Here is a 25,837-nt window from a genome sequence, read left to right as displayed (position 1 = left end):
CAAACATGCTCCATATTGCCCTAACTCAATTGTCTCAAAACAGGGGCAGTCCAGTCGGGAAAACATAGAAAAGAGTGCACTGTCACCGTAATTCAATCGGTTTTCTTTCACCGCCTTCGACAAAGACAAACCGGTCATGCAGCCGCCTTCCTGAATAGGTCGTCCGGTTGCGATTCTTCGATGACACGACCCGGAGAGAGAAGCCCTAGTTTCGACCCTAGTGCGCCTCTATCTCTAACAACCGCAATAAGCCTTGGAGGCTTATCCAGCGCTGCCAAATCATGAAATGCAGTTGAGGCTCGATACACTGAGTTCGCGTGGTTGCTCACCGCTTGGAAAACAGCCGTATGACCATTGACCGCAACGACCGCCGAAACTTCCCATGCGTTCGTTGACGCGCCAATGATCGTCTTACCTTCGTCAACCTTATCGAAACCGAATACCCTGACCAATCGCTCGTTCAATTCATTGGCGAGTTGTTCGTCATCCTCATCGAAAATGCGTTGGCAGATATGATCCGCCACGCGCCAGGATGACTCTGCAACGTCCAGAATTGCCCGGTGAAGATCGTCAATCGGCGTCTCTATATAGAGCACGCGGTCTCCCACAGTTACGCCCGTGCTTTCGGCAACCTTATTGGCCGTTCGCTTGAACGATTTTGCGGCGTTCAGATCTTCAACTTCCCGATAAGCGAAACCGGAATCGCTCACGCGCACCCCGTTCGCTATCTGATCAATCCGAACCGTGACAAATGATCCATCGGGGTAGAGCAGTGGGAGATTTACGAAGTACCCGCCATTGATGCGCTTCAGGCGCACGAGATCACGGACCGTTTCGTCAACAGTCCTTTCTACTTCGGCGGAAATTACGCTACCTACCATCATTGGAACAAATCATACACCCAATCCGGCCTTGGGACAATGTCTATGTTGTTGATTCTAAAGCGAGTTCTGACATACGCCCTAAGCTGTTCAAATGATTGAAGCTCTTGGTCAATAGCTTCGGCGCAAGGAAGTTTGCCGCGCTTCATCCGTCTTTCGGCTTCTAGCCAATTAAGTTCGAAACTGTGCAGATGGGTCTCAGGAACGCGCTTTCCATCCCCGGCACACTTCCGGCGATTGTTCGAATGGCCGCCCTTTGTGTCTCGCCAATCGACGCGGATCAGCTTCGTGTGCCGATGCCCAGAGAGACCAGCAACAGACAATTCAAACGTAACGTGTCTATCGGGGAGATGTGCGTATGTGCCGCCTGTAAGGACAAGGCCGGCTTCAACGATGCCGTCAATTTCTAACGGTGCATAGAATCGAATGTACCCGTCTTCGGGGTCAGGCTTCGACCATTGGACGGGATTGACTATCGACTTCCAGCTATTGACCAACTTTGGCAGCGGCATTCCGTACGGTTAGCCGAAACACACGCGCTACGCGAGTCTTCGAAAATGAGGGAGAGTGGGCGGGACTCGAACCCGCGTCCTCTCGCTTAGCAGGCAAGCGCTCTATCCAACTGAGACTACCACTGCGTATCCCTTGCGGGATGGTCGTGTTCGCACGTCCAGCGCAAATATGGGCCAGCCGCAGCGCCGTTTCAAGTCACTTGTGTCAAGGGGATAATCCCCAATAGCTTAGGACACTGAAGTACACCCAAATGCTTCGTCTAGTCTTTCTATTTAGTTTGTAACGCTCCTTCCGTTCGAACGAGGATCTCGGCGGCCAACCCGCCAGCGCACGAGGTGGGTCACCTGCCATGGTGCCGGAATTTCAAACTGACCCACTACCCTCGGACGTGACCGATGGCCACGGGCAAGGGCATGCCAGGCGGCCGATATCTCCAGATGGAAAACCGCCTTGTCGCGACCGATTGCAGTCCGAGCGGTCAACGCTCCTGGTCGGTCGGCCTGATGACGATTTCGTTGACGTTGACCCGCGCCGGCTGGCTGACCGCATAGAGAATGGCGGCCGCTACATCCTCGGCGGTCAGTGCTTCCATTGTGGCCAGGCGCTGGTCAAGGCCGGCCTTCGAGGCGGCGTTGGTGATGTGATCGCCAAGCTCGGTGCGCACTAGGCCGGGCTCGATGACGGTGACACGGACCTTGTCGGCGTAGACTTCGCGGCGCAGCGATTCGGAAAAGCCGACGACGCCGAATTTCGTCGCCGCATAACCGCTTGCGCCGGGGTTGGCGACGCGGCCGGCGATCGAGGAGACGTTGACGATATGCCCCTTGGCGGCCTTGAGATGCGGCAGTGCCGCCTTGGTGACGCCCATCAGCGCCAAAAGGTTGAGCTCGACCATGCGACGCCAGTCGTCGAGGGTTGCCTCCGCAGCCGGCGACAGGAGCATCACCCCGGCATTGTTGACGAGGATGTCGAGCCTTCCCCATTCGGAAACGACTTTCTCGACCATGGCGGTGACATCGCCGTTGCTGGTGACGTCGGCCTCGATGCGCAACGCCGTGCCGCCGGCCTTTTCGATCCGCACGGCCAGCGCTTCGAGACGACCGGCGCGGCGGGCAGCGACCGCCACCTTCGCGCCGGCGGCGGCCAGCGCCGCAGCCGCCGCCTCGCCGATCCCCGACGAAGCGCCCGTGACGAGCGCAACCTTGCCGGCGAGTGGTGCGGAAGAAGCAGTCATTGTGAAACCTCCTGGAGCCGCGAGACGCCTGCCTTAGATAGATCGCAGACAACTGCCTGAAAGGGTACCTGACCCAGGGCCAACATCTATTCGTCGGGGCCGGGCTCCGGCCAAGGCTCCCTGGCTGCCTCCGCATACCACTCGCGCATCGCCGGCATTGAAAGCATGGCGTCGACATAGGCCCGGGTGTCGGCCGCGAGCGTGCCACCATAGGTCTCGAAGCGGGTGACGACAGGCGCATACATGGCATCGGCCGCGGTGAAATGGCCGAACAGGAACGGGCCGCCCTGGCCGTATTTTTCGCGGCACTCGCGCCACAGCGCCTCGATGCGAGCGCGTTGCGCTTCGCCTTCGGGGTCGAGCGGCTTGTGGCCCTTGGGCCGGCGCAAATTCATCGGCCAGCCATAACGGACCTCGCGAAAACCGGAATGCATCTCGGTCGCCGCCGAGCGCGCCAGCGCGCGGGCGCCGATATCGGCCGGCCAGAGGTTTTTTTCAGGATACAAGTCGGCAAGATATTCAAGGATGGCAAGGGTTTCCCAGATGATCCTGCCGTTTTGATTCAGGGGCTTGTGAGCCAGGACGGGCACCTGCCCGGTCGGCGACACTTTGGCCAGGTTGGCTGCGGTCTCGGGCGTGCGCAGCCGCACGAGCCGTTCTTCGAACGGAATCTCCAGATGCCTCATCGCCACCCACGGCCGCAGCGACCAGGAGGAAAAGCATTTATTGCCGATGCAAAGCGTGAATTCAGCCATTTTTCTCCCCGCGCGCACGGTCGTCCTGAAGTCTGGGCCGGCGCGTGTTCGCAGCCTAGCCTGCAAGCCTTGCCACTGGAAGCGGCTGAGCGACCCCATCGGCTTGCGCAGTCCGGAACCTAACCGACGCCAGCCCGTTGGTTCCGCAAGGAATTCAAGACTGCCAGGAGATGCGGACATGGTGAACAAGGATCAGGTCGCCGGCGTGGCCAAGCAGGTCAAGGGCTCCGTCAAACAGGCCGCGGGCAAGGCGACCGGCGACAGGCGGACCCAGGCCAAGGGCACGGCCGACAAGGCCGCCGGCAAAGTGCAGAAGGCCTATGGCGACGTAAAAGACAAGGTCAACAAAGCGCTCTGACCCCGACTAGGGTGCTTTGGACGTGGGGAAAGGCAGTCGCCAACGCCGCCTTTTTTCACGTGCTCCAGCCCTTGCTGAAAGCGTTGGTGAACGCAACCTCGCCGTGATCACCAGTCGCCTCGCCCAGCGCCACATCCATGCCGTCGCTGGTCACTCTCGCCAGCGCGAATCCGCCCATAAAGGCAGCCTTGGGCTTGAACAGGTCCAGCCCGTCGCGGTGGTAGATCAATGGCGTACGGTGCTGGTGGCCGTGAAAAATGCCAACGACATTGTAGCCTTTCAGCGTCGCCAGCAGCGCTTTCCTGTCGTTTTCGCTCCACCAGTGCGGCGCGCCGGCGCCGTCATCGTCGTAGACCCTTTTGGCGGGATCCCACCGTTCTATGGAAAACGCATCCCAGCCATAGTGCTGGAACAGGATGACCGGGCGCCCGTCCGCAGCGTAGGTCGCCAAATCCTGCTTCAGCCAGGGCAAGCTGCTTTCGGCGCCGTGGCCGGTGTCACCGGCGAAACGATGCATCTGGACGAGATGCAGCCCGCCCCAGTCCCAGGAATAGCAATCGGTGCCGACGTCGTAGTCGGTGGCCGGCACCGGTGGCTTGAAGAACACGCCGGCGCGGTGATTGACCTCGACGTAGTCGCGCAGTTCGCGCCGGTACCAGTCGACATGGTGCGGCGGGCCGTTCTGGTCGAGATCATGGTTACCCAGCCCGACATAGACCGGCATATGCACGCGATCGGGGCCCACGCCCTGCTGGTAGCGCTGGCTGAACTGGAGCAGTTGCTTGCCCTCGCTCGGCTGGGCGATCTGGCCGCCGCCGTCATCGGTGATGTCGCCGCCGACCACGAGGCCGAGCGGCGCGCCGATACGGCTGCCGGCCGAGCGCAGGCCGGTGGCGATCCCGTTGATTTCGGCCGGCCAGTCCTTGTCGCCAACCGCATTGAGCGCCGCGACATTGCGCAGCAGCGCTGCGTCGGTCTTGCCTTCCTGCTCGCAATGGGGGCTAAGCCCGCTTGCCATGCGGCAGGCATGGACATCGGCGATAAAAAGGAAAGTGGCGTCGATGGGCTGGATGCGCTGCCCGGCCTGACTCAGCGCCGGACGCGGCAGAGCGCCGGCCACGGCAAAGCCCATGGCCTGCGCCAGAAAGCTGCGTCGGGACCATATGGGCGGTCGGCTATTCCACATCGGCGGATTTCAGCATGGAGAGCGGCCTGCCGTAAAGTTCAGCCTGCGGGTACGCTACGCTAGTCGAGCACCCTCGACCATCGACATCGTGACGGGCGCCCGCCATTTTTACGGGCCTCCAAGTTCAGGTTCTATGGCAAGGGAAACGCCATGAAGATTGCATCTGCCGGCGCGATATCGGCGACCCTGTTCACCGCGGGCGCCGCGCATGGAAGTCCGTGCGTCGACGCCAAGTCCGCCAAGAATGGTTTTGTTCTGGCGAGGCCCGGCATCCAGAGCGAGTTTCGCCCGGTCGCAGGCGGAATGATGTCCGTCACCAACACCTATGAATCGCAATTAGTTCCTGTTTGCCGGCCTGACCGCTGCCCAACTAGAACCGTCCCCCAGCCTAAGGCGTTCCCGGCCGCAGCCACACCCTGCGCCGTCGTTTCGCGCCCGCTCCGTTGCGTGGCGAGGCAGGCGAGCGGGTGCTGTGTTGCAACTCCACAAGACAGTCGCGCAGCACGGTGGCGTCCTGCGCCGTCTTTGCCATCGACATGGCGCCGGAATAGGTGGCGACGGCAAGGGCCGCAAAGCGCTGGGGATCGGTGCCTTGCTCCCTGCCCGCCTGCTGGTCGGCCGTGACCTTGTCGACAATCGCCTGGCGCCACGCTGAAAAGATGCCGGCAAGGGCGATCCGGAAATCCGGATCGGCGAGCGACAGTTCGTGTGCCAGGTTGTTGAGTGGGCAGCCGCGCACGAACCCCTGCCCTTCCAACTCCCCCGCCACGGCCTCGAACACAGCCTGCACGCCGTCGCGCGCCGAAGCCGCGGCCTGCACCGGTGCGATCCATGTCTCTTCGACCGCCGCCGCCACGCGCTCGCCGATCACCGCCAGGGCCAGCGCCTTCTTGGTCGGGAAATGATGATGCAATGCGCCGCCGCTGACGCCTGCCTCCGCCATGATGTCGCCGAGGCTGGAGGCGTGATAGCCGCGCGCCTGAAACGACTCCTGCGCGGCATCGAGCACTCTATTGCGCATGCGTTCGGGATCGTTGGTGCGCTTTTGGGAATGCCCGGCCATCGCGAATCTCCGCCTTCTCCCTCAAGGAGGGAAGAAAAAGAAGGTAGCAGATTGACAAAACAGGACAACCGGTCTGTTTTACAAACAGGATGATCACCCTGTTTTTGGAGACGAGCTTATGAGCCTGCCCCTAAACGCCTCAGCGCAGCCTGCAGCGCTTGCCTCCCCGGTCGTCGAATTGCGGCAATACACGCTGAAGCCCGGCAAGCGCGATACGCTAATCGACATTTTCGACAGCAGACTGATCGAAGGCCAGGAACAGGCCGGGATGACCATTATCGGGCAGTTCCGGGACATGGACCGGCCTGACATGTTCGTCTGGCTGCGCGGCTTCGACAGCATGGCCGCGCGCAAGGATGCCTTGACCACCTTCTACGGCGGCCCGGTCTGGGCGGCGCATCGCGATGCGGCCAATGCGACAATGATCGATTCCGACGATGTGTTGTTGCTGAAGCCGGCGTGGCCGGGCGCCGGCTTCGACCTCTCAGGCGCCGAGCGCGCCAGCCTTGCCGCTGGCGAAAAGCCAATACGAAACAGGGCGCTGGCCGACATTGTTGTCATCCGGATTCATCATCTGCGGCCTGGCGCGGAGACCGATTTGACCGGCCGGTTCAAGGCCGAGGCGCCGATGATGACGGCACCCGGCGTCCGCCTGCTCGCCGCCTTCGTTACGGAGCATGCCGAAAACAGCTTTCCGCGGCTGCCGGTGCGGGCTGATGAGAACGTCTTTGTGTCCGTTACCAGCTTCGAGAGCGCTGAGGCGCATGCCCGCCATGAAACCGCTCTGGCCGACTCGCCGGCATGGCAGGGTTTTTGGCAGGCCGCGCAGCCTGACCTGACCAAGCCAACGGAGACCTTGCGGCTGTCGCCGACGTCGCGTTCGCGCCTTGGACGGTGACGCCCAGGTTCAGGCGGGCGAGCCCGTCGCGCGTTTGCGGTGTTGAAGGCCGGACTTCAAATTGCCGCCGGCCGCCGCGTGATCCTGAAGCAGCTTCGCCCATGCCGCCACGGCGGCCGCGCGCGTCAGGCGAGTCTGCGCGAAATGCCGCGCCTCCGCCGCTATTTCAGTTTCCAGCTTCGGATTGGCGCGCAGCCACTCGACGCGCTCGGCCAGATCCGACATGTCGCGCGCCACCGGCACATAGTGGCGAAACGGCTCGATGTCGTCGAAGAACCACTCGCGCCAGGGCCGGTCCTGCAGCAGCACGACACGCCTGGTGTGAAGCAACATCTTGAAGCGGCCGCTATAGCCGGCACCCTCGACATCGATCATGTACCGGTAAGTGGCGACCTGCTCTTCCATCGTCCTGAACGTGCTGGAATACCTGTTGACGGCGAGATCGTAATCCGGCTCGGTGTCATACGCCTCGATCAGATCGCGCCGGGCCGATGCGATCTCGACGATCTTTTTGCGGGCGTCATTCATGCAGCGCCCGGCCCAGAACAATCGATCGTCGAGCGCGGGTCCTTCCGACGCGGCCGCCATCGCTTGCGTCTTTTGGTCGTAGTCATCGAACTTCGCGTCCGGCCAACCGTCGAAAACGAAATCTGGCGCGGCGACCTCGCCATAACCATCCGCCTGGGAGAAGGCGAAACGCGTACGGAAATGGCGATGCCTTCGACGGGACGGCGTGTCGCCGAGAAGCATGTTGAAGGGCGGCATGCTGCGGGTGCCAATCGATGCCAATGCCTCGGCAAGAAGGGTCAGGACCTGCACGTGCCTTTCCAGCCAGGCCGCGCGAGAGCGCACCTTGAGCTTCCCGTCTTCGAAGCGACAGTGAATCTCGCCGCGATTGAGCCCAGGCAGCAGGCGCCTGCCAATCTCGACGACATCGACCGGGATGGGAAGTGCGTGAAGTCCCGTTTTGACAGATGCCATTTGAAGACGCTTCTTGCCGCGACGCATTTCGATCCGAAAGCCGGCTGATCCGACCTCGCCGTGCGCGGCTCATTCGCCAAAGCGGCTATCCCGTTGACGCGGCGGATGCAAGGGCCGACGATCCCGGCACAGTCGCGGCGAAGTCATGCGACGCAGGACAGTCGACAATCTGCCGGCCGAGGCCAAGGCCGAACTGAGCGCCTATGTCGAACGCAGCTACCCGCTCGGCAGAATCGGTCGCCCTGAGGATCTCGCCGGCTGGCGGTCTATCTCGCCGGCGACGACGCCGCCTGGACCAGCGGCAGGATCTTTGCGGTGGATGGCGGATACACTGCCGGGTGAGGCTGCCGATCTCCCCCCACGAGGGGAGATTGGCTCTGTCTCAACCGATTTGCATCTTCACCGCCGGTAATCTCCGCTTGATGCGTTTTGTGCAACGCGATACGCCGTTGCCCAAATCGTCAGACCGGAGACTTGCCGTGAGCACGCCAGAGACCAGAACCGAAACCGACACGTTCGGCCCTATCGAGGTCGCCGCCGACCGTTACTGGGGCGCGCAGGCGCAGCGTTCTCTTGGCAATTTCAAGATCGGCTGGGAAAAGCAGCCAGCGTCGATCGTGCGCGCGCTCGGCATCGTCAAGCGGGCGGCGGCGGAAGCCAACATGGAACTGAAGCGGCTCGACCCGGCGATCGGCAAGACGATCGTCGAGGCAGCGCAAGACGTTATCGACGGCAAGCTCGATGATCATTTCCCGCTGGTGGTCTGGCAGACCGGCTCGGGTACGCAGTCCAACATGAACGCCAATGAGGTGATCTCGAACCGGGCGATCGAGATGCTGGGCGGCGTGTTGGGCTCGAAGAAGCCTGTGCACCCCAACGACCACGTCAATATGAGCCAGTCGTCGAACGACACCTATCCGACGGCCATGCACATTGCTTGCGCCGAGCGCATCGTGCACGATTTGCTGCCGGCGCTGAAGCACCTGCACAAGGCGCTCGACGCCAAGAGCCGGGCTTTCGCCCACATCATCAAGATCGGCCGTACCCATACGCAGGATGCCACCCCCCTCACGCTCGGCCAGGAATTCTCGGGCTATGCGGCGCAGGTCGCCTCGTCGATCAAGCGCATCGAGATGACGCTGCCCGGCCTGCAGGAACTGGCGCAGGGCGGCACCGCGGTCGGCACCGGCCTCAACGCGCCGGTCGGCTTCGCCGAAAGGGTTGCCGACCGTATCGCCGCCATCACCGGCATCGCGTTCGTCACCGCGCCCAACAAGTTCGAGGCGCTCGCCGCCCATGATTCCATGGTGTTCTCGCACGGCGCGATCAATGCGGCGGCAGCCGCACTCTTCAAGATCGCCAACGACATCCGCTTCCTCGGCTCCGGTCCGCGTTCGGGCCTCGGCGAATTGTCGCTGCCCGAGAACGAGCCTGGCTCCTCGATCATGCCGGGCAAGGTCAACCCGACGCAGTGCGAGGCGATGACCCAGGTCTGCGTCCAGGTGTTCGGCAACAATGCAGCACTCACCTTCGCCGGTAGCCAGGGCCATTTCGAGCTCAACGTCTACAACCCGCTGATGGCCTATAATTTCCTGCAGTCGGTGCAACTCCTCGCCGACGCTTCGGTCTCCTTCACCGACAATTGCGTCGTCGGTATCGAGGCGCGCGAAGACAACATCAAGGCGGCTCTCGACCGTTCGCTGATGCTGGTGACGGCACTGGCGCCGACCATCGGCTACGACAACGCCGCCAAGATCGCCAAGACCGCGCACAAGAAGGGCACGACGCTGCGCGAGGAAGCGCTGGCCACCGGACTGGTCAGCGAAGCCGACTATGACCGGCTGGTGCGACCGGAAGACATGACGCGCCCGGGGTAAAAGCGGAACTCGCAAAAACGTTACCGCAGTGAACGAACTGTCACCAGATCAGTATCTTTGGTGAACAGTCCGCCTGCTCTATCTGGGTCACATCGAAACGTTATCCAGAGAGAGACCCGCCATGTCCACCAACACATCCGCTGCCACTTCCGGCATCACTTCCGACAGCTCGGTCACGATCCTGCTCGGACGCATTCTGCTTTCCGTCATTTTCCTGCTTTCGGGCTTCGGCAAGCTCACCGCCATTGCCGGCACCGCCGGCTATTTCGGCAGCCTCGGCCTGCCGCTGCCGACCGTAACCGCCATTGTCGTCGGCCTGATCGAACTGCTCGGCGGTCTCGCCATCCTCGTCGGTTTCCAGACCCGGATCGTCAGCTGGGTGCTTGCGATCTTCACCGTCGCCACGGCACTGGTCGCCCATACCGGCTGGGCCGACCAGATGCAGATGATCAACTTCCTCAAGAACCTTGGGATTACCGGCGGCTTCCTGGTGCTGGCCTCCACCGGCGCGGGCAAATTCTCGATCGACGCCAAGCGCGGCTGAGACAAACTACAGACGTGACCCAAGAGGCGTGGAATTTTCCGCGCCTCTTTTTCGTTGTCCATATACGCCTCGATCTGCCGGGCTTCTGCCGGTAGGATCGGTGCGCCGGGCAGCTCCTGCCCGATCCGGCATCGGAGGTGAGCATGCCCCGCAACGCGCTGCTTCTGCTTTCACGGCTGCTGCTCGCCGCTTTGTTCGTGCCCTCCGGGTTCCACGCGTTGAGCGATATTGCCGGCACGACAGGCTATTTCGCCGGTCTCGGCCTGCCTTTGCCGGCACTCGCAGCCTGGGGCACGGGCCTGTTCGAACTCATCGCCGGGCTGCTGATCCTGGTCGGCTTTCAGACGCGGATCACGGCATTGCTGCTCGCCGCCTTCAGCACTGCCGCCGGCTTCATCGGCCATTACGGCCAGGGCGGCGACGACGCGATGCTCGCGTTCCTGCACCAGCAGATGCTGATGAAGGACATCGCCATAGCGGGCGGCTTCCTGGCGCTGTCGATGGCCGGGGCCGGCGCCTGGTCGCTCGATGGAGGTGGTGCGGTTTAAATCGTCTTCGACGCCCGAGCCAGATCGACCCCCACTCCGTCTCGGCTTCGCCGAGCCACCTCTCCTCCGATCGACGGGGTAGAGGAAGGGCACGAACTCACGCCAGGCTCCTTTCCTCTCCCTCCGGAGGGGGGAGAGGTGGCGCTGCGAAGCAGCGATGGAGTGGGGGAAGGCGGTGGTCTAATATCCGCGTGGGTCAGACAAACGCGTTCATTTCACCGAAACGCTCGGCCCACCCTCGACGGCCAGCACCAGCAGATGCTGATGAAGGACATTGCCATAGCGGGCGGCTTCCTGGCGCTGTCGATGGCAGGGGTCGGCGCCTGGTCGCTCGATGGAGGTGGTGCGGTTTAAATCGTCTTCGACGCCCGAGCCAGATCGACCCCCACTCCGTCTCGGCTTCGCCGAGCCACCTCTCCCCCGATCGACGGGGTAGAGGAAGGGCACGAAACTCACGCCAGGCTCCTTTCCTCTCCCTCCGGAGGGGGGAGAGGTGGCGCTGCGAAGCAGCGACGGAGTGGGGGAAGGCGCTCGTCAATCGCGCCGCCGCTGATAAGTGGCGCGATTGAGTCGGTCTAATATCCGCGTGGGTCAGATAAATCACGCTCTGTAGGCCGCGGTCATTTCACCGAAACGCTCGGACCACCTTCGACGGCCAGCACCAGCAGATGCTGATGAAGGACATTGCCATAGCGGGCGGCTTCCTGGCGCTGTCGATGGCAGGGGCCGGCGCCTGGTCGGTTGACGGACGAGGTGCGGTTTAAATCGCCTTCGACGCCCGAGCCAGGTCGACCCCCACTCCGTCTCGGCTTCGCCGAGCCACCTCTCCCCCGATCGACGGGGTAGAGGAAGGGCGCGAACTCACGCCAGGCTCCTTTCCTCTCCCTCCGGAGGGGGGAGAGGGGGAAGCCGGTCTTCGAACGCGAAGCCGCTGATAAGCGGCGCGATTGGCCGGGGCCGGCGCCTGGTCGGTTGACGGACGTGGTGCGGTTTAATCTTCGATGCCCGAGCCAGGTCGACCCCCACTCCGTCTCGGCTTCGCCGAGCCACCTCTCCCCCGATCGACGGGGTAGAGGAAGGGCACGAACTTATTCTCGCCAACACGCCTCACGCCAGGCTCCCTTCCTCTCCCTCCGGAGGGGGAGAGGTGGCGCTGCGAAGCAGCGACGGAGTGGGGGAAGCCGGTGGTCTAATATCCGCGTGGGTCAGACAAACGCGGTCATTTCACCGAAACGCTCGGACCACCTTCGACGGCCAGCACCAACAGATGCTGATGAAGGACATTGCCATAGCGGGCGGCTTCCTGGCGCTGTCGATGGCCGGGGCCGGCTCCTAGCTAGTCGGTTGACGGACGTGGTGCGGTTTAAATCGCCTTCGACGCCCGAGCCAGGTCGACCCCCACTCCGTCTCGGCTTCGCCGAGCCACCTCTCCCCCGATCGACGGGGTAGAGGAAGGGCACGAACTTATTCTAGCCAACACGCCTCACGCTCCCTTCCTCTCCCTCCGGAGGGGGGAGAGGTGGCGCTGCGAAGCAGCGACGGAGTGGGGGAAGGCGCTCGTCAATCGCGCCGCCGCTGATAAGTGGCGCGATTGAGTTGGTCTAATATCCGCTTGGGTCAGATAAACGCGTTCATTTCACCGAAACGCTCGGGCCACCCTCGACGGCCAGCACCAGCCGGCGGTTGGTGATCCTTGCCAGTTGCGCCAGGCGCCCTGCCGGCCGTTCCCCGTAGAGGTCGGCCAGCGACGCGGGCAAGACCAACGCCAGCACTCCGTTGCCGCGCTGCTCCCACTTCAGCCTTGGCATGATGCCGGGCATCGAGGCCGTCAGCAGGTAGACGACGCGCATCATCGCGGCCAGCACCCGCGCCCGTTCCAGATAACGCGGCGTCGCCAACGCCTTGATCTCGGGTGCGATCGATTCGTTGAAGATGCCGTCGTGACGATACGCATTGGCCAGCGCCAGAAAGGCGCGGCCGGGATGGTCGACACCGAAGAAGGAGGCATGCGCGATGATGTTGAGCGATTGCCTGCCGCGATATTCGGGATGCGCGCGCCAGCCGATGTCGGCCAGCAAGGCAGCCGCGTGGCGATAACGCGCCTCGTCTTCGGTCTCGGCGATGCCGAAGGCGGCGAAAGACCTGGCGGTCCAGTCGACCAGTTCATGCGAATGTGTGACCGAGCGCGAACGCAGCCGGGCGAGTTCCTCCGAGGCCGAAATCAACGGATCGGCCTTCTGCTCCGCCTTGTCGAGCAGCGAGTAGAGAAACCCTTCGCGCACACCGAGCGCCGAGACGATGATCTTCGACGGCTGCATCGCAGCCATGATCTCCTGCAGCACGACGGCGCCGTAAGGCAGCAACGAGCGGCGGTTCTTCGAAACGCCTTCGATGCCCTTGACCTTCTCGATCTCGCTTTTGGCCACTTGCCGCAGGAAATTGGCGGTGCTTTCGACGCCGATCTCGTAATGATGCATGACGCCAAGCGGATAGTTGTTCATTTCCATGTGCAGCCGGGCGAGATTTCGCCAGGTGCCGCCAACCGCGTAAAAGGGCCTGCCCTGTCCACCCTTCAACAGCTTCGCGCGTCCCAATTCGTCGCGCGTGATCTTCGCCGCCTGGGCGAGCGAGTTCTTCGCCATGTCCTGCAGACGAAGGCCGCCCAGCGGCAGCGTTATGCCGTCACCGATCGCCTCGCCATTGACGTCGACCAGTTCAAGGCTGCCGCCGCCCAGATCGCCGGCAATGCCATTGGCCGGGTGGAAGCCCGAGATGACGCCCAGCGCCGAATAATGGGCTTCCTCACGCCCGCTGATCACCCGGATCTCGGTCTTGAGCACGTCTTCCGCACGGTGGATGAAATCGGGACCGTTGATCGCCTCACGAGCGGCGGCGGTGGCCAGCACGTACATGTGCTCGGCGCCGGCCTGATCGGAGAGCGCGCGGAAGCGGCGGAACTCCTCCATCGAGCGCGTCACGCCCTCGGGGTCGAGCTTCCCCGTCGACACGATGCCGCGACCGAGGCCGGCCAGCATCTTTTCGTTGAACAGCATGGTCGGCGACCGCGCCAGCCCTTCATAGACGACAAGTCGGATCGAATTCGAGCCGATGTCGATGATGGACAGCGGTCGGCGATCCTGCAGCCGGCCCTGGGAATCGGACAGCATCAGGCCGCGGCGTTCTTCTTGCGGCGCTTGAACTGCGCGATCCGCTTCGGTGCGTGCGATTTCAACGCGTCACCCCGTCCAGACAGGCTCGGATTGGTCATGAAATATTCCTGCGCGTTGAACGGTTCCTCACCCTCCTCAAGCACGACGCGCCGGGAGGTTCCGTCAGCCAATACGTCGAAACTTTGCTGATTGTCCATGATGTTGCCCAGCATGATCTGGCCCAGAACCTGTTCGTGCACAGTTGGATTGGTGATCGGCACCATGGTCTCGACGCGGCGGTCGAGGTTGCGCGGCATCAGGTCGGCCGAAGAGATGTAAACGATCGCCTCGTCCGCCGGCAGGCCGTGGCCATTGCCGAAGCAATAGATGCGGCTGTGCTCCAGAAAACGGCCGACGATCGATTTTACACGGATGTTTTCCGACAGGCCCGGCACCTGCGGCCGCAGGCAACAGATGCCGCGCACGACGAGGTCGATCTCGACCCCGGCGCGGCTGGCGTCATAAAGCGCATCGATGATAATGGGATCGACAAGCGCATTCATCTTCATCCAGATGCGCGCCGGCCTTCCCTCCAGCGCGTGGGCGGCTTCGTCGGAAATGTGCCGCAGGATGCGGTTTCGCAACGTGAACGGCGAGATTGCCAGCCGCATTTCGGCGGTCGGCTCGGCATAGCCGGTGATGAAATTGAACAGCTGTGCGACGTCGCGCGCGATCGTCGGGTCGGTGGTGAAGAAGGACAGGTCAGTGTAGATGCGCGCCGTGACCGGATGATAATTGCCAGTGCCGAGATGCACGTAGTTGCGCAGTTTGCCGTCCTCGCGCCGCACCACCAGCGACATCTTGGCATGGGTCTTCAGCTCAAGGAAACCGAACACGACCTGCACGCCGGCACGCTCCAGGTCGCGCGCCCAGCGGATGTTGGCTTCCTCGTCGAAACGCGCCTTGAGTTCGACCAGCGCGGTCACCGACTTGCCGGCCTCGGCCGCATCGACCAGCGCACGCACGATCGGACTGTCGTTGGACGTGCGATAGAGCGTCTGCTTGATCGCCACCACTTCGGGATCGGCCATCGCCTGGCGCAGGAACTGCACCACCACGTCGAAGGATTCGTAGGGGTGGTGGACGACGATATCCTTCTCGCGGATGGCGGCAAAACAGTCGCCGCCATGCTCACGAATGCGCTCGGGAAAGCGCGGATTGTAGGGCGTGAACTTGAGATCGTCGCGAGGGACGGCGACGATCTCGGAAATCTGACTGAGCGCCAGCGGGCCGGTTAGGACGCTGATACGGCTAGACGAAACGCTCAGTTCGCCGGCGACGAATTCGCGCAGTTCAGCCGGCATCAGCCTATCGAATTCGATGCGGATCACCGAACCGCGACGGCGGCGCTTCAGCGCCGTCTCGAACAGGCGCACGAGGTCCTCGGATTCTTCCTCGACCTCGATATCGCTGTCGCGGATGATGCGGAACGTGCCGGAACCCTTGACCTCATAGCCTGGGAATAGCTTGCCGATATAGAGACCGACCGCTTCCTCCAGCGGAATGAAGCGGACATGGTGCTTGCGGTCCGGCAAGCGGATGAAGCGCTTCAGCGCCACCGGCAAGCGCAGAAGCGCACTCATCTCCTCGCCGTTCTTGCGATGGCGCAATTGCAACGCCATCGAGAAACCGAGATTGGGGATGAACGGGAACGGGTGCGCCGGGTCGATCGACAGCGGGGTCAGCACCGGAAACACCTGGTCCTGGAAATGCTCTTCCAGCCAGGTTTTTTCATCCTTGGTCAGCGCATCGCGGGTGATGCTCTCTATGCCTTCCTTGTTGAGCAGCACCATCAGCGCCGAAAGGCTCTTCTGCTGGTCCTCCTGCAGCCGCTCGACCTCGCGCAGCAACTGTTCGAGTTGCTGTTGGGGGGTGCGGCCGTCGGGGCTCTTCAGCACGATGCCCTCGCGGACCTGGCCGGCAAGGCCGGCGACGCGCACCATGAAGAACTCGTCGAGATTGGCAGCCGAAATCGACAGGAAACGGACGCGCTCGAGCAGCGGATGATTGAGGTTCAGCGATTCCTCGAGGACGCGCCGGTTGAACTGCAGCCAGGAAAACTCGCGGTTGACGAAACGGTCCGGGTTGCCGCCTTCCGGGCTCGCCGCCTCGACATTGATGAATTCACTCTGTACCGGCTTCAGTTCGTTCATGGTTCCTGCTCGTTTCGCATCCGCTAGCCGGCTAGAGCGCCGCTCGCGCCCCTGGCCGCGCAAAGGACGCCCCTGCCCACTTCAAAGCGACGCATCACCCTGAAAACCGACACCGGTTTTCGGGATCATGCGTTAACCGGCTTAACTTATCCTCTGACAGGCTTTTGCGACAGTTTCATTTCATCGAACTTGCAAACAGACCGGTTATGATCCAGATGCAGAAGAGACTGCGTTAAGGAGACGATGATGGCTGGCGGTTCCATTCCCCATTTTCAGAACGATGCGGGCCACCCGGCGATCGACATCGGCGTCAAGGAATTCATGTGCACGGGCGCCAATCCGCCCTTCGACCATCCGCATGTATTTCTCGACATGGGCGACGACAATGAGAAGGTCTGCCCTTATTGCTCGACGCTCTACCGCTATTCGCCGCAATTGAGGGCGACGGAAACGTTGCCGGCAGGCTGCCTCTATATCGATCAGGCCGCCTGATCCCGTCGCGACAAGGCTGATGGACGATACGCGGTCCCGGCAGGTCGTCATCGCCGGGGCCGGCATCGCCGGGCTGACCGCAGCACTTGCCTTTGCCGAACGCGGCTATCGCGTAAAACTGTTCGAGCAGGCGCAGCGCCTTGAAGCAGTGGGCGCCGGGCTGCAACTGTCTCCCAACGCTTCACGCATCCTTCGCCAGCTTGGCGTTCTCGATCGACTGCCGGCTGCGGTGCGGCCGGAGGCGGTGGTGTTGAAGGACGCCGCGACATTGCGCGAACTGGCGCGCGTGCCGCTTGGACAGGCCGCTGAGAAGCGTTGGGGAGCGCCTTATCTCGTTGCTCATAGGGCCGACCTGCAGAGCGCGCTGATGGACCGGGTTGCAGAGATGCCGGATATAGATCTTGCCACCGGTGCGCGCGTCGGCAGCGTTGCCGCCAGCGGCCATGGCGTCACGGCGACATTCGACATCGACGGCAAGATCGCCCAGTCCCAAGGCGTCCTGCTGGTCGGTGCCGATGGTGTCTGGTCTTCGGTGCGCGCGATCGTCGATGCGACCAACGGCGCCACCTCGCCACGAAGCCGCTTTTCCGGCGAATTGGCCTGGCGCACCACCATCGCGGCCGATAGCGCCGCCGGACAGGCCTTTGCCGCGATCGGCGCAACCGACTGCGTCACGACCTTCCTGCATCCGGGCTTCCATATGGTGGCATATCCCGTCAGCAAGGGGGATGCCTTCAATCTTGTCGCCTTCACCAAGGGCGAGCGCATTGCCGAGGGCTGGTCCGGGCATGCCGATCCCGGCATCCTCGCCGGCGCCATGCGCGGCACCGCGCCAGGCCTTCCAAGGCTGATGGAACTGGCCGGCCCGTGGCTGACCTGGCCGCTCCATACGGTTGACCAGAGGCAGCGCTGGACGATGCCGGGCGGCATCGCGCTGATCGGCGACGCGGCGCACGCGATGACGCCATTCGCGGCGCAAGGCGCGGCGATGGCGATCGAAGACGCCGCAATGCTTGCCGGTGCCATGGCCGATTTCCCCGACGATCCGGCACAAAGTCTTAAAATCTGGGAAGGCCTGCGGCGTCCGCGTGTCGCCAAGGTCGCTCGTCGCGGCGCCATCAACCGCTTGGCCTGGCACGCCGCCGGCCCGGTGGCCATCGCCCGCAACCTCTTCCTGAAAATGCGGGCGCCGGAGAAGCTCGCAGCCGATTTGGACTGGCTCTATGGGTGGCGGGCACCTTAGGACGACCGCAACGATCAGTCCTTGACGTAATGGCAATTTGTAGTTACATTTTCGTAGTCAACGAGGCTCAAATTGCGATTTGAATGGGACGCTGAGAAGGCGAGATCCAATTTCCGCAAGCATGGCGTGAGTTTCGATACCGCCGTTCGCGTTTTCTCCGATCCTTTCGCGCTAACAGAGCAGGACCGAATCGAAGAAGGCGAATATCGTTGGCAGACAACCGGTTTGGTTGACGCCACATTGGTATTGTTGATTGCACACGCCGACCGAGAAGAGGACGGAGTCGAGGTGATCCGCATCGTTTCAGCGCGGCGAGCCACGCCCAAGGAGAAAAGGCATTATGCGCAAAATCGTTCGATATGAATTCGACCCAGCAAATCCGCCCCCTCTGACGGAAGCCCAGAGAGCGGAGATCGCGGCGTTGCGCGCACGACCGGAGGGCGATGTCGATACCAGCGATATTCCTGAATTGACCGAAAAGTTCTGGCAGAACGCGGTCCCAAATCCCTACTTCAAACCGATCAAGCAACAATTGACCCTTCGTCTCGATTCCGATCTCGTCGCGTGGTTCAAGAGACGCGAGCCGGATGGTCGCGGCTACCAGAGTGCGATCAACAGGGCGCTTCGTGAATATGTGGCAAAGCAGGAGCGCAAGACAGGCTAACCCGTTCGACGGTATCTCTACCCATCAATTATACAGCCGCATCGACAGGCCTAGCGAAACCGGCAGCGGGTTCCACCTGCCGGTGCGCAGGCCGGCGGTGCGGAATGCTGCTGCCGTCCAGGTGTTGCAGCCGACCAGCGCGTTGAAGTGATCGTTCGCCTGGTAGAGCGGTCGAAATTGGAATAGGCCGCGTCCGGAACAGGATCGGGCCTTCCGGCCCCCGCTGAAAACTCGCATCAATGAAATCGAGCAGTGCCGTGAAGCGATCCTCGCCGATGTTGAATTTCGCGACATCCGGACGCGGTTCGCCGATGTCGCCCGCGATATCAACATGCATGACCGATGAGTCGAGGGTCAGTGCCTTCATCACCGGAATGGGCCTTGAGCTGCGACCAGGTCGGCGTTTCCAGATAGAATGCTCGGCCACCCCAACCGAAAACGATGTAGCGAACCTCGGGTGCATCGGAAGGCAGGCCGGCATCGACAAGGAAATGGAAGCGCCGGCGCACCCGTCGTCGACCGTCCCGTCGCGTTTCAACGCAAGCAATCATTACCCGATCGCTCAAAAATGCAGAAAGCCCGACCGTGGCACGGCCGGCTTTCTCGAACTGGCGTTAGGCCGCTCAGTGCAGGATCTGGGACAGGAACAGCTTTGTCCGCTCGTGGCGCGGATGGTCGAAGAATTCGGCCGGCGTGTTCTGCTCGACGATCTGGCCCTGGTCCATGAAGATCACGCGGTTGGCAACCTTGCGGGCAAAGCCCATTTCGTGAGTGACGCAAAGCATCGTCATGCCCTCTTCGGCCAGGCCCACCATCGTCTCCAGAACTTCCTTGATCATTTCCGGATCGAGCGCCGAGGTCGGCTCGTCGAACAGCATGATGCGCGGGTTCATGCACAGCGAGCGGGCGATCGCCACGCGCTGCTGCTGGCCGCCCGAAAGCTGGCCGGGATATTTGTTGGCCTGTTCGGGGATCTTGACGCGCTTGAGGAAATGCATGGCGATCTCCTCGGCCTGCTTCTTCGGCGTCTTGCGCACCCAGATCGGCGCCAGCGTGCAGTTCTCCAGGATGGTGAGGTGCGGGAACAGGTTGAAGTGCTGGAACACCATGCCGACCTCGCGGCGCACTTCGTCGATCTTCTTCAGATCGTTGGTCAGTTCCTTGCCGTCGACGATGATCTTGCCCTTCTGGTGCTCTTCCAGCCGGTTGATGCAGCGGATCATGGTCGACTTGCCGGAGCCGGACGGGCCGCAGATGACGATGCGCTCGCCGCGCATCACTTTCAGGTTGATGTCCTTCAGCACATGGAACTCGCCGTACCATTTGTGCATGGCGACGATGTCGATGGCGACATCGGTGGTGGAAATGTGCATCTTGGCGGCGTTGACCTTGATCTCTTCCGCGCTGACCGCATTTTCGATGGCCATGGCCTATTCCCCTTTTTATCGTTTGTAGCCGGTGTCGAGCCGGCGTTCCGTGTACATTGAATAGCGCGACATGCCGAAGCAGAACAGCCAGAATACGAAGGCGGCGAACACCAGACCCGACTTCGCGGTTTGCGGCGTCGCCCAGTTGGCGTCGGAGAAATTCTGCTTGACGACGCCGAGCAGATCGAACATCGAGATTATGAGGACCAGGCTGGTGTCCTTGAACATGCCGATGAAGGTGTTGACGATGCCGGGGATGACCAGCTTCAACGCTTGCGGCAGCACGATCAGCCCCATCTTCTGCCAGTAGCCGAGGCCGAGCGAATCGGCGCCTTCATACTGGCCCTTGGGGATCGCCTGCAGGCCGCCGCGCACCACTTCCGCCATATAGGCAGCGGCAAACAGCGACACGCCGATCAGCGCCCGCAGGAACTTGTCGAAGCTGACGCCGGCCGGCAGGAACAGCGGCAGCATGACGCTGACGAAGAACAGGACCGTGATCAGCGGGATGCCGCGCACCGTCTCGATGAAGACTATGCACAACGTCTTGACGATCGGCATTTTCGAGCGCCGGCCGAGCGCCAGCACGGTGCCCAGCGGCAGCGACACGGCGATGCCGACGAAGGACAGGCTGAGCGTGACCAGCAGCCCGCCCCACCGCGAGGTCTCGACATGCGGCAGGCCGAACATGCCGCCGATCAAAAGAACGAAGGAAACGATCGGCAAAACCAGGAAGAGGAGGATGGCGTTCAATCCCTTGCGCGGCACGCGCGGGATCAACATCGGCACCAGCAGCACCACGAACAGGACGGCGACCAGGATCGGCCGCCAGCGCTCCTCGACCGGATAGGTGCCGAACATGAACTGACCGAATTTGGCATTGACGAAGGCCCAGCAGGCGCCGGTCCAGCCGTCCGGCTGGATACCGCCTTGCGCCACGGTGGCGCAGACGCTGCGGTCGGGCCCAGTCCACTGGGCATTGATGAAGGCCCAGTTGACGATCTGCGGCAGGACCATGGCGACGATGAGGAACCCGAGAATGGTCAGGATGACATCTCCGGTCGAACCGACAAGGTTCTTGCGCACCCAGGCGACGGGGCCGCGCTCGCTCAATGGCGCGGGCTCCGCCAGCACCATTTCGGTACGCACCCAGGACATATCGTGTTCCTGCATGACCCTACCTCTCCACCAGCGCCATTCTGGCGTTGACCACGTTCATGACCGCCGAGGTCACCAGGCTGAGTATGAGATAGGCGACCATCATGATCAGAACGCCTTCGACCGCCTGGCCGGTCTGGTTGAGCACGGTTCCGGCGGTCGCCGTCAGGTCGGGATAGCCGATGGCGATCGCCAGCGAGGAGTTCTTGGTCAGATTGAGATACTGGCTGGTCAGCGGCGGAATGACGATGCGCATGGCTTGCGGAACGACAACCAGCCGCAGGATCGAACCGGATCGCAGGCCAAGTGCGGCGGCCGCCTCGGTCTGGCCCTTGCTGACGCCCCTGATGCCGGCGCGCACGATCTCGGCGATGAAGGCGGCCGTATAGCAGGACAGTGCCAGATAGAGCGACAGGAACTCCGGCTTGACCTGAAAGCCGCCGGTCAGGTTGAAGGTCGACTGTTTCGGAAAATCGAAGCTCAGCGGAAAGCCGCTCAGCGCGTAGGCGAGCAGCGGCAGGCCGACGATCAGCGCCACCGAAGTCCAGAACACCGGAAATTGCTGGCCGGTCGCCATCTGCCGCTGGCGCGCCTTGCGGGCGACGAACCACGCCATGGCGATGCCCACGAGGAGCGCAACCAGGATCAGCCAGGAGCCCTCGCCCCATACGGGGCGCGGAAAATAGAAGCCGCGCTGGTTGAGGAACGACCCGAACGGCAGATTGATGCTGTCACGTGGCGCCGGCAGCACGGAAAGCACGCCGGAATACCAGAAGAAGATCACCAGCAGCGGCGGAATGTTGCGGAATACCTCGACATAGACCGTGCAGATCTTGCGGATCAGCCAGTTCGGCGACAGCCGGCCGATGCCGATGACGAAGCCGATGATGGTGGCCGTGACGATGCCGGCGGCGGCGACGATAATGGTGTTGATGAGGCCGACAATGATGGCGCGGCCATAGGTCGAGTCCGATGTGTAGGCGATCGGAGTATCGGAGATATCGAATCCGGCGCGCCCCTTGAGGAAGCCGAAACCGGAGGCGATGTGCAGGCGTTGCAGATTGTCGATGACGTTCTGCACGATCCACCAGACGGAGCCGAACAGAATGACGACCACCAGCGTCTGAAAGAAGAGACTGCGAATTCTCGGGTCGTTGATGAAGGAGCCGCGGCTGGGCTCCTCCCGAAGAATTTCCTGCGATGCCATTCGACAATCCCCTGGAAAGAGAAACCGGAAGGCGGATGACCTGCCTTCCGGATCACATTTCGATCAGCGGATCGGGGGAGCGTATTGCAGGCCGCCCTTGGTCCACAGCGCATTGATGCCGCGGGCGATCTTCAGCGGGCTGCCCGAACCGACATTGCGGTCGAACATTTCGCCGTAATTGCCGACGGCCTTGACGATGTTGACGACCCAATCGTTGGAGACGCCGAGATCGGTGCCGATCTTGGTATCGGCTTCCTGGCCGAGCACGCGCTTGATCTCAGGGCTGGCCGAGTTCTTCATCTCGTCGACATTGGCCTTGGTGATGCCGAGTTCCTCGGCGTCGAGCAGCGCGAAATAGGTCCACTTGACGATATGATACCACTGGTCGTCACCTTGGCGCACCGCTGGCCCGAGCGGCTCCTTGGAGATGATCTCCGGCAGCACGACGTGATCAGCCGGCGCGCCCAGCGTCAGCCGGATGCCGTAGAGGCCCGACTGGTCGGTGGTGTAGACGTCGCAGCGGCCGGCATCATAGGCGGCGTTGACCTCTTCGAGCTTCTCGAAGACGACCGGATTGTACTCCATCTTGTTCGCCTTGAAGTAGTCGGCGAGGTTGAGCTCGGTGGTGGTGCCGCTCTGCACGCACACGGCGGCGCCCGAGAGCTGGAGAGCCGAATTGACGCCCGGCAGCTTCTTGGCGTTGATCATGAATCCCTGGCCGTCATAGTAGGTGGTACCGATAAAATTCAGGCCAAGCGCGGTATCTCGATTGATGGTCCAGGTGGTGTTGCGCGACAGGATGTCGATCTCGCCTGACTGCAGCGCGGTGAAGCGCTCCTTGGCGCTGAGCGGCGTGAACTTGACCTTGGTGCCGTCGCCAAACACGGCGGCCGCGACGGCGCGGCAGAAGTCCGCGTCGATGCCTTGCCAGTCACCCTTGTCGTCCGGCGCGGAGAAACCGGCGAGGCCGGTCGAGACGCCGCACTGGATGAAGCCCTTCGCCTTGACGGTGTCGAGCGTGGCGGCCGACGCGGCCGACGCCATCAATCCCAGCGCAGCGGCGCCAAGAATGCCGATACCAATATGTTTCATGACCCACAGACCCTTTTCTGTTTTCAGGGCAAACCCTGATCTTTTTCCCGAGTGAACGCAGCTCCCATTCCGGCCCATCCCCAGAAACCCCACATCGTAAATCGACGCGCTGCCTCCCATTCACGAACAACATCGAAGGCGATAATTCTTGTGAGGTCAAGGGAAATGACCGAATCCGAACGTGTTTGAAAATCGATTGGCGCAATTGCCTGAACCGCAGACAAGAGCGCCCGGGATTTAATCACAAGCGCCAATAAAGTCGGCATACCGAGATTGACGTAAAGGCAGGGTGCCCGGCTGGAATCCGTCCTGGTCGTTACTCGATGTTGCTGACGGCCGACCGTGATCGACTGACCTCATCTGTCCTCATCTAGACTTACGGCCTCAACCTTCATCGGCGGAAAAGATGCAAAGCTGGGGCTCAGAGCGCTCCGGCGACGAGCCAGACCCCGACCGCTGTCATCATCACTCCGGAAACGCGCGGCACCAATTGCCCGGTGGGAACGGTCTTCTCCAGAAGGACGAGTGCCGCGATGCCTGCTATCCACAGGACGTTCATGACACCGCCGACGAAGAGCAAAGCCATCAGCGTCCAGCAGCAGCCGAGACAATAGGCGCCATGATCGATGCCGAGCCGAAACGCGCCAAGCGGATCCGAGCGGAAGCCGCCGCGACGCGCCAGGAAGGCGATTGGTGCCTGGCATTGCCGCAGGCACACGGCCTTCATCGGGGTCCATTGGTAAAGGCCGGCGGCAATGAGAACCAGGCCGCCGAAGACGGTGCTGTTGGTTGCCATCGCCGGACTGAGCAGCAGAAGCCGGGCAAGCAGCCATTGCGCGGCGGTCGCCACCAGGCTGAAGGCGATCCAGACGGTGAGATAGCCGGTGAAGAACCATACGGTCGATGCCATGGGCCGGCCGCTCGCCTCGGCCTTGCGGCCGACGCCGGCATAGAGCAGCAGCATCGGCGCCACCGACGGCGTCATCATGCCGATCATCATCACCGCCCACATCATGAAGATGAAAGCGAAATCGGCCGACGCCCAGGCCCGGAAGCCGGGCATGCCCATGGCGGTACCGGTCATGTCCATGCCGGGCATATCCATGCCCGGCAAGTCCATGTCGGCCGCAAGCCACAGCACATAGGCCCAGGCAAGCACGGCAATCACGACCAGGGCGACCATGACCACCGCGCGGTCGCGCCGCAGCACCGCCTCGAGGGGCGTGTCGCTCATTGCCAGTTCAATGCACGATGCCGCTTTGCGTGAGATGCAGATTGGCAAAGTGGCTGTGCGTATCGGCCACCTCGAACTTGATTGGGCCCGTGGCTTGGCTCCAGCCACGCCCGATCTCGGCGAGCGAATATTCGAAGCCGTGCGGCAGGTCGATGCGCGCCCGGTGCTCGGCGCCGGTAACCGGATTCTTGATCGGCTCGCCACGGCCGTTGGCTACGCCCCCGACGTGAAGCCGTCCGGTTCGCGCGTCGACGTCGACCTCGAAATCGATCGCGGCAAAGATCGGGTCGTGGAATTTCTCGAGCGTGGTCGAAAACACCTGGAATATCGTCGCGCCTGGTTCTGTGTCCTGGCCACTCAATATGCGGAGCAGCGCTCCACGCTGGGCTTCGGTCGCCCTCTCGTCGATGACCACGGCGGCTTCGCCATTGCCCTGGTGTATCGCGCCGGGCCAGCGGAAAATCCCGACGAACCGCAATCCATCAAGCTTGGTGTCGCCGTGATGGCCGCTCTCGATTTCCATGCCGGCTACCGCCTGGCAGAATCCATATGTCGGCATGGCGTTGAACTGGCACGGGCAGCCATAGGCGCAATTGCAGTTGGTGAATTCGCGCGCCTTCATGGTCCATTTCACGTCGGGCATGGCATCCTCCCCTTGCCGCGCTCATGCTTTGTGAGCGCGGTTCCGGAGGCTGGGGACAGAAGGTCAACCGGAAACAACATCCGGCGGCATCTGATCGAAGCAATCCGGGATTAATTTAGGACTTTATTATATATCTTTCGCCACCGCCCACAATAGTCCGATCGGCGGAGGCAGGGCTGCGAACGCAGGTCGGCAAAAGGCCTGACGACGGCCGACACCCGGCGTTGATGCCAGCTTTTAGCGCCGGCCGCTTTTCATGGTAGGAATTTTTTCTTGACAGGGTGAGTGCAGCTATGGTACATATCTCTCTATGGTGCAGATTTGCGCCAACGACCCGCCGCACAGGCGGGTTTTTCGTTTGATGCTGGCACCGGCTGGTCGAAATAGTTCCGGCGCCGCCGCAAGAGCGCGCCGCCTTTCATATCGAGAATTGGCATACAGGAAGTCCGCTCCGTGGCGGCGGCTGGGCTGTTGCAC

Annotated in this window: 23 protein-coding genes, 1 tRNA gene and 1 pseudogene; 9 read left to right on the top strand and 16 right to left on the bottom strand. The window is 62.2% G+C overall.

The features are described from left to right. Nucleotides 1-134: 134 nt before the first annotated feature. The 4 genes from NKI49_RS02235 to NKI49_RS02220 all read right to left on the bottom strand — a co-directional run bounded on the left by NKI49_RS02235 (nt 135) and on the right by NKI49_RS02220 (nt 3,383). Nucleotides 135-884 (bottom strand): hypothetical protein, encoded by a 750-nt coding sequence (locus NKI49_RS02235; protein WP_352598549.1) that lies wholly within the window; start codon nt 882-884, stop codon nt 135-137. A gap of 560 nt (nt 885-1,444) precedes the next feature. Next, nucleotides 1,445-1,520, bottom strand: a tRNA-Ser gene (locus NKI49_RS02230). Nucleotides 1,521-1,872: 352 nt separating this feature from the next. Then, a complete protein-coding gene (locus NKI49_RS02225; protein WP_352598550.1) occupies nt 1,873-2,628 on the bottom strand; it encodes an SDR family NAD(P)-dependent oxidoreductase in 756 nt (251 codons plus the stop codon). 86 nt (nt 2,629-2,714) lie between these two features. After that, nucleotides 2,715-3,383, bottom strand: coding sequence for a glutathione S-transferase family protein (locus NKI49_RS02220; RefSeq protein WP_352598551.1), 669 nt, complete (start codon nt 3,381-3,383; stop codon nt 2,715-2,717). 178 nt (nt 3,384-3,561) lie between these two features. Here NKI49_RS02220 and NKI49_RS02215 point away from each other — a divergent pair, with 178 nt between their 5' ends. Then, nucleotides 3,562-3,741, top strand: coding sequence for a CsbD family protein (locus NKI49_RS02215; protein WP_352598552.1), 180 nt, complete (start codon nt 3,562-3,564; stop codon nt 3,739-3,741). 55 nt (nt 3,742-3,796) lie between these two features. On the opposite strand, the gene NKI49_RS02210 is transcribed toward NKI49_RS02215, so the two are convergent. Both NKI49_RS02210 and NKI49_RS02205 read right to left on the bottom strand, forming a co-directional pair. Further along, on the bottom strand, nt 3,797-4,927 hold the full coding sequence (locus NKI49_RS02210; protein WP_502899458.1) for a metallophosphoesterase: 1,131 nt from the start codon (nt 4,925-4,927) through the stop codon (nt 3,797-3,799). Nucleotides 4,928-5,315: 388 nt separating this feature from the next. Then, complete coding sequence (locus NKI49_RS02205) at nt 5,316-5,990, bottom strand: TetR/AcrR family transcriptional regulator (RefSeq protein ID WP_352598554.1); 675 nt, start codon at nt 5,988-5,990, stop codon at nt 5,316-5,318. 118 nt (nt 5,991-6,108) lie between these two features. Between NKI49_RS02205 and NKI49_RS02200 the strand changes: the two genes are divergently transcribed. Next, nucleotides 6,109-6,888 carry an NIPSNAP family protein gene (locus NKI49_RS02200; RefSeq protein WP_352598555.1) on the top strand — a complete coding sequence of 260 codons (780 nt, stop codon included), beginning with the start codon at nt 6,109-6,111 and terminating at the stop codon, nt 6,886-6,888. A gap of 9 nt (nt 6,889-6,897) precedes the next feature. Here NKI49_RS02200 and NKI49_RS02195 read toward each other — a convergent pair whose 3' ends face one another. Then, entirely contained in the window at nt 6,898-7,869 is a 972-nt protein-coding gene (locus tag NKI49_RS02195) for a glycosyl transferase family 90 (protein WP_352598556.1), read from the bottom strand. A gap of 479 nt (nt 7,870-8,348) precedes the next feature. Here NKI49_RS02195 and fumC point away from each other — a divergent pair, with 479 nt between their 5' ends. From fumC to NKI49_RS02180, 3 genes are all read left to right on the top strand, one after another. Then, nucleotides 8,349-9,746 (top strand): class II fumarate hydratase, encoded by a 1,398-nt coding sequence (gene fumC / locus NKI49_RS02190; RefSeq protein WP_352598557.1) that lies wholly within the window; start codon nt 8,349-8,351, stop codon nt 9,744-9,746. Between the two features lie 121 nt (nt 9,747-9,867). Then, nucleotides 9,868-10,290: a DoxX family protein gene (locus tag NKI49_RS02185; protein WP_352598558.1), complete on the top strand. Its 423-nt coding sequence runs from the start codon at nt 9,868-9,870 to the stop codon at nt 10,288-10,290. A 143-nt stretch (nt 10,291-10,433) separates the two neighbouring features. Continuing rightward, entirely contained in the window at nt 10,434-10,838 is a 405-nt protein-coding gene (locus NKI49_RS02180; RefSeq protein ID WP_352598559.1) for a DoxX family protein, read from the top strand. A 1,631-nt stretch (nt 10,839-12,469) separates the two neighbouring features. Here NKI49_RS02180 and ppx read toward each other — a convergent pair. Together ppx and NKI49_RS02170 are read right to left on the bottom strand one after the other, a co-directional pair. After that, complete coding sequence (gene ppx / locus NKI49_RS02175; RefSeq protein WP_352598560.1) at nt 12,470-14,005, bottom strand: exopolyphosphatase; 1,536 nt, start codon at nt 14,003-14,005, stop codon at nt 12,470-12,472. Next, nucleotides 14,005-16,200 carry an RNA degradosome polyphosphate kinase gene (locus NKI49_RS02170; RefSeq protein WP_352598561.1) on the bottom strand — a complete coding sequence of 732 codons (2,196 nt, stop codon included), beginning with the start codon at nt 16,198-16,200 and terminating at the stop codon, nt 14,005-14,007. Before NKI49_RS02170 ends, ppx begins: the two co-directional genes overlap by 1 nt. Before the next feature lie 246 nt (nt 16,201-16,446). Here NKI49_RS02170 and NKI49_RS02165 point away from each other — a divergent pair, with 246 nt between their 5' ends. The 4 genes from NKI49_RS02165 to NKI49_RS02150 all read left to right on the top strand — a co-directional run bounded on the left by NKI49_RS02165 (nt 16,447) and on the right by NKI49_RS02150 (nt 18,599). After that, on the top strand, nt 16,447-16,692 hold the full coding sequence (locus tag NKI49_RS02165; RefSeq protein WP_352598562.1) for a zinc-finger domain-containing protein: 246 nt from the start codon (nt 16,447-16,449) through the stop codon (nt 16,690-16,692). Nucleotides 16,693-16,711: 19 nt separating this feature from the next. After that, nucleotides 16,712-17,935 (top strand): FAD-dependent monooxygenase, encoded by a 1,224-nt coding sequence (locus tag NKI49_RS02160; protein WP_352598563.1) that lies wholly within the window; start codon nt 16,712-16,714, stop codon nt 17,933-17,935. Nucleotides 17,936-18,007: 72 nt separating this feature from the next. Beyond that, complete coding sequence (locus NKI49_RS02155) at nt 18,008-18,298, top strand: BrnT family toxin (RefSeq protein WP_352598564.1); 291 nt, start codon at nt 18,008-18,010, stop codon at nt 18,296-18,298. Between the two features lie 58 nt (nt 18,299-18,356). Then, nucleotides 18,357-18,599 (top strand): BrnA antitoxin family protein, encoded by a 243-nt coding sequence (locus NKI49_RS02150; RefSeq protein ID WP_352598565.1) that lies wholly within the window; start codon nt 18,357-18,359, stop codon nt 18,597-18,599. Nucleotides 18,600-18,623: 24 nt separating this feature from the next. Here the strand turns inward: NKI49_RS02150 and NKI49_RS02145 are convergent. The 7 genes and pseudogenes from NKI49_RS02145 to NKI49_RS02115 all read right to left on the bottom strand — a co-directional run. Then, nucleotides 18,624-19,108 (bottom strand): annotated as a pseudogene (locus NKI49_RS02145) (TIGR02117 family protein); the annotation flags it as partial. A gap of 114 nt (nt 19,109-19,222) precedes the next feature. Continuing rightward, the gene (locus NKI49_RS02140) at nt 19,223-19,972 is read right to left on the bottom strand and encodes an amino acid ABC transporter ATP-binding protein (RefSeq protein WP_032919731.1); all 750 of its coding nucleotides are present in this window, start codon (nt 19,970-19,972) and stop codon (nt 19,223-19,225) included. Nucleotides 19,973-20,041: 69 nt separating this feature from the next. Further along, complete coding sequence (locus tag NKI49_RS02135; protein WP_352598567.1) at nt 20,042-21,199, bottom strand: amino acid ABC transporter permease; 1,158 nt, start codon at nt 21,197-21,199, stop codon at nt 20,042-20,044. Between the two features lie 4 nt (nt 21,200-21,203). Continuing rightward, nucleotides 21,204-22,391 (bottom strand): amino acid ABC transporter permease, encoded by a 1,188-nt coding sequence (locus NKI49_RS02130; protein WP_352598568.1) that lies wholly within the window; start codon nt 22,389-22,391, stop codon nt 21,204-21,206. A 63-nt stretch (nt 22,392-22,454) separates the two neighbouring features. Continuing rightward, nucleotides 22,455-23,483, bottom strand: coding sequence for an amino acid ABC transporter substrate-binding protein (locus tag NKI49_RS02125; protein ID WP_352598569.1), 1,029 nt, complete (start codon nt 23,481-23,483; stop codon nt 22,455-22,457). Between the two features lie 421 nt (nt 23,484-23,904). Beyond that, complete coding sequence (locus tag NKI49_RS02120) at nt 23,905-24,717, bottom strand: DUF2182 domain-containing protein (RefSeq protein WP_352598570.1); 813 nt, start codon at nt 24,715-24,717, stop codon at nt 23,905-23,907. Nucleotides 24,718-24,724: 7 nt separating this feature from the next. After that, a complete protein-coding gene (locus NKI49_RS02115; RefSeq protein WP_352598571.1) occupies nt 24,725-25,360 on the bottom strand; it encodes a DUF1326 domain-containing protein in 636 nt (211 codons plus the stop codon). Between the last annotated feature and the right edge of the window lie 477 nt (nt 25,361-25,837).

This window comes from Mesorhizobium sp. M0587 (genome assembly GCF_040320945.1).
Taxonomy (GTDB): Bacteria; Pseudomonadota; Alphaproteobacteria; order Rhizobiales; family Rhizobiaceae; genus Mesorhizobium.
This window is presented reverse-complemented; position numbering and strand designations above follow the sequence as displayed.